The organism is Pseudomonas sp. AL03 (assembly GCF_029960815.1).
Lineage (GTDB): Bacteria > Pseudomonadota > Gammaproteobacteria > Pseudomonadales > Pseudomonadaceae > Aquipseudomonas.
In genome coordinates this window covers 50,617-58,197 of record NZ_JASBRE010000028.1, presented here as the reverse complement: position 1 = coordinate 58,197, position 7,581 = coordinate 50,617, and the positions used below count along the sequence as shown (strand labels likewise).

Below are 7,581 nucleotides of genomic sequence, written 5' to 3'. Positions count from 1 at the left end.
TGACCAGGTCTTCGGCAGTCTGCACGGCCAATTGCGTTCCGGCGTACACCGGTCCTTGGGCATCGAGGCTTCTGGCTTTGATGTCGACGACATTGCTGGCGGTAGCTTTGACCATGCTCAGGTGGCCGTTGACGTCGATCTGAATATCCCCGGCACTGGCGGCCAGGTTGCCGGCCAGCTTCACGCCGACCCCGGCTTCGGTGCCGACCAGTTTGATCGCCCCGGCGTACATGCCACCCAAGGCCGAGGAGTCGATAGCCAATTGCGGCTTGGCGCTGCCGTCGTCGGCGCGGGCGGTGGCGTTGAGATTGTCGGCGTTGACGTCGTTGCGACCGGCAATGAGGGTCAGGTTTTTCGCGTGGATTTCAGCGTTGATTTTCGCGCTGCGGGTGATGATTTCGAAGCGGTCGACACGGCTGGCATCAAGGCCCGTCCCCTCGATGGAGACACTGCCCTGATCGACCTGGAAACGATCCAGACGACCGCCGCCGTCGAGCACGGGTTTGCCGGTGGTCAGGGTCACGCGCGGGGTGTTGATGAAACCGCAACCGTTGCAACTGATGCCATACGGGTTGGCGACGATCACGCGCGCCGACTGTCCCGCCACTTCGGTGTAACCGCGCAACTGGCTGGGGCTACCGCCGATGACTTCGTTGAGGATCGTCTGCGCCGCACCGCTGTTTTTCAGGTGCGGGTTGCCAATAATGAGGCCGCCCAACTGCGTGGCCAAGGTCTGGGTCGAACCGTTGTTGAGGATGACCCCTTGGGCGCTGACGTTGTATTCGTGGAACTGGTTATGCGACAGGCCGCTGCCATTGGGCGTGGCGATGTTGACGATCGGCACGCCATTACCCGCCTGACCGAGACTGGTGCCCGGCGTCGCCACGACGATGCCCTCGGCCTGGGCCCACATCGGCTGCCAGAACATGACGTTGGCCAACAGGAACGCCAATCCTCGCTTGGGCATGCCCCAGAAGTGTTCACGGGTTTTTACGGCAGCAGCAGGTTGGCTGGCCAGAAAGGCCAGTTGGCGAACGTCCATGATCGAATCTCGTTTAAAGCAGAATTTAGAGGAAGACATCCACGCGGAAATAGATCGGCGCTTCGCGCTCGGTCAGGGTGTCCGGGCGTTCCAGGGAATGGGCAAACGTCACGCTGGCGGCCACCTGCTGACCGCGCGCAAACAGCTCTGCCGAGTTGCTCGACATGCGTCCGTGTTGATCGCCGTTGTAGCGGTCGCCCCGAATCACGCCCTGGTCGTAGCCGAGGCTGGTGCCGTATTCGGCGAACACCGGGCGCAGCCATTCCAGCGTTACCGGGCGGTTCCAGCGCAGGTCGTTGCGCCAGTAGCCGCCGCTGTCGCCGGACAAGGATTGGTCCTTGTAACCGCGAATCGACGACTGCCCGCCGAGGCTGGTGCGCTGCGGGCTGAACAGCACGTCTTCGCTGCGCTGGCCGGTCATCAGGCTGGTAAAACTGAACGACTCGCCCCACACCTTGAACGGCTGCAGGTAACTCGCGGTGGCGGTGTACTTGCGGTAGCGCGCGTCCGGTTCGCCGGGACCAGGATGGCCATTGCTCTGGGCGTCGAACGCGCCGATGCCTTGCTGCATACCGAGGTCGAGGTTGACGAACGCACTGCCGACCCGTCGACCGTGATTGATGCCGAACTGTGCTTCGCTGAGGCGGTTGCTGCTCAGCTTGAGCTTGCTGTCTTCGATGAAATTGTTGGTGCGCAGGTACGAGAGCCCGGTGCTGAGGGAGGTCTTGCTCACGGCATCGCGGTGGATCACTCGTTCGGCGCGCAGCTGATGGTTTTGGCTGTCGCCGGTCTGCTTGAAGTTGAAGCCGTTAGCTTGAGCTTGCGAGCGGTACTCGCTCTGGCTGTAGGTGTAACTGACGTTCCACCAGCCCCACGGCAGGTTGTAATAGAGCAGCGCGTTGTTGGACGTGTGCTGGTGATCGGTTATCGCGTCGTGACCACCACGCAGCATCAACTGATCGGCCAGGCCGAGCGGGCTGTCCCAATCAAACGTCGTGCCCCACTGCTGCTCGCCGGTGCTGCGCTGGCCATCGTTGCTGCGGGACAACCCGGCACGCCAGGGCTTTTGCGGGGTGTTCTTGACCAACACCTCGCTGCCACCGACGTTCTTGCCCGGCGTCAACTCCATCTGCGCCTGGTTCGACGGCAAGCGGTTCAGTTGATCGACCAGTTGCTCGATTTCCCGCAAATTGACCAGGTCACCGGTCTTGCCGGGAAACGCCATGGCCAGTTCACGGTCCGACAGCTTGCTGTCGTCTGCGCCCTTCAAACCTTCAAGCCGCCCCTCGACCACCAGCACCTTCAAATGCCCGCCGGACAAATCCTGCTGCGGCAAGTAGGCACGGCTGGTGACCAAGCCTTTTTCGATGTAGTGGTCGGTGATGACTTTCAGCAACTCGTTGAGCTGCGTGACACCCAGGCACTGGCCGATGTAAGGCTTGAGCAGACGAGTTTTCTCGCTCTCGGAGAGACTGTCGGCGCCTTTGAGTTCGATGCCCTTGATCGGAAAACAACGGGCGTCGGCCGGGGCCGTCGGTTGCGTGGGTTTGGCGGCCTTGCCGGGCAATTCCTTGAGCTCTTCGAGACGCCGACGCTGCTCTTCGAGCAGGCGATCCTGACGTTCGCGTATCAGATCGGTTTCACCGGGGGTGGGAGCGGCGTGAGCAAGATCTAGCGGAGAAAGGCACAGCAAAGCCAGGCACAACCTCGCCACGAGGGCGGGTGGGTACATGTTCGATCCCTCGAAATGGAGACTGATAGCAAAATAGTGGCGCAATGCTATATGGCCACTATTCTGGCGTCAATTAATTATTCGACTCCCTCGACGCATCCCACGCATCCCACGCATCCCACGCATCCGCGCCGTCAGCACCGTCAGCGCCCCAATCCGCAAAATCAATTCAGGCTCAGATTTAAAGGATAAAAAAACGGGCGATCTTAAGATCGCCCGTTTTTTTTATATTCCAACCGGCATTTCAAGTAGCGCCTCAACCGCGTACTTAACCAACACTCGATTCTTATAAGCCGCTCACTCGTTGACGCCAGTTTCAGGTTGATGACTTTGATGTGCTGCTGGGCGCGATTGTATCGCACGTCGAGAAGGTGTTCGCCCAGTGGAATGGCCTGGCAATCCATGCACTGGTAAAGAGCCCTGACACTGGGCGAACGGGAAGTATATTAATTGAAGTTTTCGAATATGTCCGCGTATATGAACATGAAATTTATCGAAACAACATTGATTAAATGTCGGCCCAAATACTATTTTTAACAAGCGACTTAGATTAACCAAGTCGACCATTAAAACTGATTATTCTTGTACAAAAACTTGTACAAAAATATATAGAGCTAACACTCAACTGTCGTAATGACGGGTCATTTTCAATATAACGGTGTAGGTCACCACAACGCTCTGCCCTGCTTTCAGATCCTTCAGTTTCTTCTGAATTTCAGGTTTCGATGTTGATGGCGGTCGGAAAGAACGCTGAACCCCAGTCCAGCGCCCTCTGTGCAGATAAGCAAAGGCGCTGATCAGGGCGTTTTTGCCGTTTCCTGTGCGGTGGATTCACCGCTGTCTGTGCCCTTGCCGCTTTCCTTGCGTCGGGTCGGATCGGTCGGGCGCAGGGCGTCGTTGTCGCGCTCGACTTCACCCGGTGGCCGAGGTTCGTCAGGGTGCTCAGTGGGGGTTGTCGGTTTCATGTGGGTTCTCCTCAAGCTTCGGGATCGTCAACCTCATGGGCGACGTTCACGGCAGGCGAGTCTTTATGGGATTGATCGGCCTTGGCTTTCAAGGCTTGCCACTGTTCCAGGTCGATGGCGCCCTGCCCCAGCAAGTCATCGGCTACCCGCAGCAGTTCGGTGTAGTGAGCGTCGGGGGACTGCTGCCAGTAGGCCTTGTCGTCGAACAGGCGCTGCCAGGAGGCAAGGTCAGGTGGTTTGAGGTCGTCGCTCATGGCGGGCTCCTGTGTACCGGTGTCTTAACTTAGGAGGCTGTCGCCCAACCGAGAGTTCCGACTCAATACCCGGTCATTTCCAGATAACCCTGCCCACCGTGGCTGCCGCTCAATCGCACCGGACCTTCCCAATAGGGAATGCGCAATGCCATCCACGCATTGGGGTTGAGGGCACTGATCGTGATGTCGAGGTGTTTGTCGGGAATTTTGATCGACCAGCGCACCGGCATCGAACGTCCGGCGACTGTGGCGGTGTCTTGCGGTGTGAGGCTGATGTCGGCGGCGTTCAGCAACTGTGTCTGGCCCTGAGCGTCGATCCAGGTGCCAGTGAGGTATGGCGCGCCGTCCTTCTGCCGCATGCGGTAGAGCATCACCTGTTCGCCGCTGTCCAGATGCAGGGAAAACCAGTCCCAGCCAGTCTGGTTGGCGGTCAGGGGTTGGCTGCTCCACTCGCGGTCGAGCCAGGCCGGGCCGCTGACTTGATACGTTTTGCCGTCGATTTCCAGCGTGCCGCGGGCCTGAAAAAACGGCTGGCTGTAGTAGTACGACGCCTGCCCTTGTTCGGACTTCTGACTGAAGCCTTTGTCTCCCTGAAGCACCAAAGGACGTGTGGAGGTCAGCCGCAGTTGATAGCCAAAATTCTTGTCCCGGGCGCTGAGTTGAAGATCCGCCAAAGAATCGGAACCCTGACTGCTGAAACGCCAATCATCGATCCACGCGTTGAACGGCGCGAGACTTACACCAGCCTGACCCACGCCACCACGGGCATAGCGCTCAGCGGCGTGATGCACCGTCGCCGAGGTCACGGCCGCGTGGCCAAGCCAGATAATTTGATTGCTCCAGCCAGGCTGCTCGGGTGTAGCTTTCAAGGCGCTGCGAAACAGCGTCCACTGCGCGCCGAACTCGCCACCCTGATCGTCCTTGAGATTGGCGGTGACGTACCACCACTCAATTCGAAAACCATCATGAGGACCGTGATCCGCCGGAAAGCTGAACACCCGACCGGGCACCACCGGCGTAAACGCGGTGGCCTGATCGCCCAGACCCGCGAAGCCTTTCTCAACAGGCGCCGAGTTATCGCACCCGCCTAACAAAGCCAATAGCAACACGCCGACCTTAATCTTCATGAGCAAAGGACCTCAACAGATCCGCCGGTTGCGAGCGATACAGCGAGTACAGCGGCCACGCCGACGCCAGTAACGTCGCCAGCAGCGCCAACCCCATCAACTGCAACAGCTGCATCGGAAACACCCGCAGCGGCAAGCGCCAGCCGAAGGCCTGGACGTTGATCACCGTGTCCAGGCACCACGCCAGCGCGATCCCCAACGGCAACGCCAGCACCAGGGTCAGCACCGCCAGCAACCAGGTCTGCCCAAGATTGAGCAGCATCAATTGCCGGCGAGTCACACCCAGCGCCCACAGGGGGGCGAGTTGTCCGAGGCGGCTCTGACTTTGGGTCAACAGGCTGATGAACAGCGCCACGCCCGCCACGCAGAGGGTCAGGCTGTTGAGCGCGGCGGTCGCGGCAAAGGTGCGTTCGAACACTTGCGTGGACCAACCCTTTAGCCGGGCCTGGTCGACGATGCGGCTGTCGTCCAGCGTGAAGCGGGATTGCAGCGCGGTCAGGAACGCGGGGATCAACGTCGGGTCGATGCGCAGGTTGAAACGGCTCGGGGTCAGCTGCGGCCAGCCGCGCAGCAGATGGTTGAAGTTGACCAGGATGTGGCCTTGGGGATTGCCGTAATCGGCGTAGATGCCGACGATCCGTGGCGACCAGGCGCCGTTCGGTGTGGGAATCGTCAAGTGATCGCCCAGGCGCACCTTGAGCCGACGGGCCAATTGTTCGCTGATCATCACAGCATCGTCCTTGGCCAGTCGGTCCCAAGGGTTGTCGCCCAAGGCTTCCAGCAGCGGCCAATGCTGGCGATACGTCGGATGATCGATCACGCCGAAGACTTCCGCAGGCCAGCCTTGCAACTGGATCGACACTTGCCAGTTGGGCAGCACTGCCGTGAGTCCGGGTTGCTGCTTTAGCCAGGTTTGCAGCGCTCTGGCCTGGGCCGGATTTCGCGGATTAACGTACAGTTCGGCGGTCAGGCGTTGTTCGAGCCAATCGCTGAAGGTCTGACGAAAACCGGCCGTCATGCTGCCCGCACCAATGTTCGCCGCCAGTGCCAACAACAGCGCCATCAGCGCCAGGCTCAGGGCCGGCAGTTGCTGACGGCAGTCAGCGAGAAACCATTGGCCGAGCACCGAACGACTGCGATGCAGCACCAGGTTCAACACCCAGTTGAGCACCACCGGCAACGCCAGTGCGGCGCCGATCAACAGTGCCGACATCAGCACGAATCCACTGCTCAGGCTGTCGCCAAAGATCAACGCCAGCAGCGCGACCACCGCAGCAATCACGGCGACCCAACCCTGGCGCCGCAACCAGCGCGCGTGAGCCTGATGCCAGGCTTGCGGATCGGCCAGGGCTAGCAAAGGCAAACGCGCTGCCCGCAACAAACTGTTGGCACCGGCCAACAACGCACCGAACAGGCTCAGGCCGACGCCGCTGAGCCACCACCAGGGACTGAGGCTCAACTGCCCCGCCACTTCGGCACCGTACAACCCGCGCAGGCTGGCGGCGACGTCCGGCAACAGCACGCTGGCCAGCAGGTAGCCGCTGGCGACCCCGGCCAGTCCGCCGATCAACGCCAAGCCACCCAGTTCAACCGCCAGACAGGTAATGAGCATTCGCGCACTGACGCCACAGGCACGCAGGGTTCTGAGCAAGCCACGGCGTTGTTCCAGCGCCAGGCCGATCGCAGCGTGGACGATGAACAGGCCGACCACGAATGACAGAAAACCCAGAGCATCGAGGTTCAAGTGAAAACTCTCGGTCAGGCGCGACAAATTGTTCTCTTCGTCGCTGGTCTTGAACTGCAGTTGTCCCTTGAATTGATCAGGCAGGGTCGCGGTGAAACCCTTCGGCAGCAACAGGCGCGACAGCTGATCCGGCAGGCCGAGAATCTGCTGGGCGAAGCCGATGTCCACCAGCAACACACCGGGCGCCATATCGGACAGAGCATGCAGCGGCGGCAAGGCCTGACCACTCGAACTCTCCGGGCGTTCGCCCTCGTGCAGACCCAGTGCCTGCAACGTCTGCGGCGAAATCCAGGTACTGCCCGGCGGGCTGAAAAACTCGACAATCTGCTCAATCGCCAACGCCTGCCCGGCCACTGCGGAACCCGCGGGCAGCGACACCGGCTCGATCCCCATCAGCTGCAATCGTTGGTCGTCATGCCCCTTGAGCGTCACCCGACCTTGCAGGACCGGCGACACCGGCCAACCCGCACGGCGCAGGTCGACAAACACTTGCTGGGAGAAGGTCGCGCCACTGGGCGCACTGAGGCTGGCCTGGGGTTCGCCGCCAATCAACTGACTGGCCCGGGCATAACTTTCACGCGCCTGGCTGTTCAGCGCCTGCACACCGGTCAGCAGGCTGGTGGCGAGCCAGAGCCCGGTCAGCACACTGAAAAACTGCACCGGATGCTGCCACCAATGACTGAGCAGCGCCCGCAGCGTCTCGCGAAAGACCCGCAC

Annotated in this window: 6 protein-coding genes; all 6 read right to left on the bottom strand. The window is 60.6% G+C overall.

The window, feature by feature from the left end; genetic code table 11:
• A partial coding sequence (locus QK293_RS22575; RefSeq protein ID WP_282381239.1) for a filamentous hemagglutinin N-terminal domain-containing protein occupies positions 1-1,042 on the bottom strand: 1,042 nt, incomplete at its 3' end.
• A 25-nt stretch (positions 1,043-1,067) separates the two neighbouring features.
• Complete coding sequence (locus QK293_RS22570; RefSeq protein ID WP_282381237.1) at positions 1,068-2,774, bottom strand: ShlB/FhaC/HecB family hemolysin secretion/activation protein; 1,707 nt, start codon at positions 2,772-2,774, stop codon at positions 1,068-1,070.
• 797 nt (positions 2,775-3,571) lie between these two features.
• On the bottom strand, positions 3,572-3,739 hold the full coding sequence (locus tag QK293_RS22565) for a hypothetical protein (protein WP_170206238.1): 168 nt from the start codon (positions 3,737-3,739) through the stop codon (positions 3,572-3,574).
• Between the two features lie 11 nt (positions 3,740-3,750).
• A complete protein-coding gene (locus QK293_RS22560; protein WP_282381232.1) occupies positions 3,751-3,993 on the bottom strand; it encodes a hypothetical protein in 243 nt (80 codons plus the stop codon).
• 62 nt (positions 3,994-4,055) lie between these two features.
• On the bottom strand, positions 4,056-5,120 hold the full coding sequence (locus QK293_RS22555) for a lipocalin-like domain-containing protein (protein ID WP_282381229.1): 1,065 nt from the start codon (positions 5,118-5,120) through the stop codon (positions 4,056-4,058).
• On the bottom strand, positions 5,110-7,581 hold the full coding sequence (locus QK293_RS22550; RefSeq protein ID WP_282381241.1) for an FtsX-like permease family protein: 2,472 nt from the start codon (positions 7,579-7,581) through the stop codon (positions 5,110-5,112). Before QK293_RS22550 ends, QK293_RS22555 begins: the two co-directional genes overlap by 11 nt.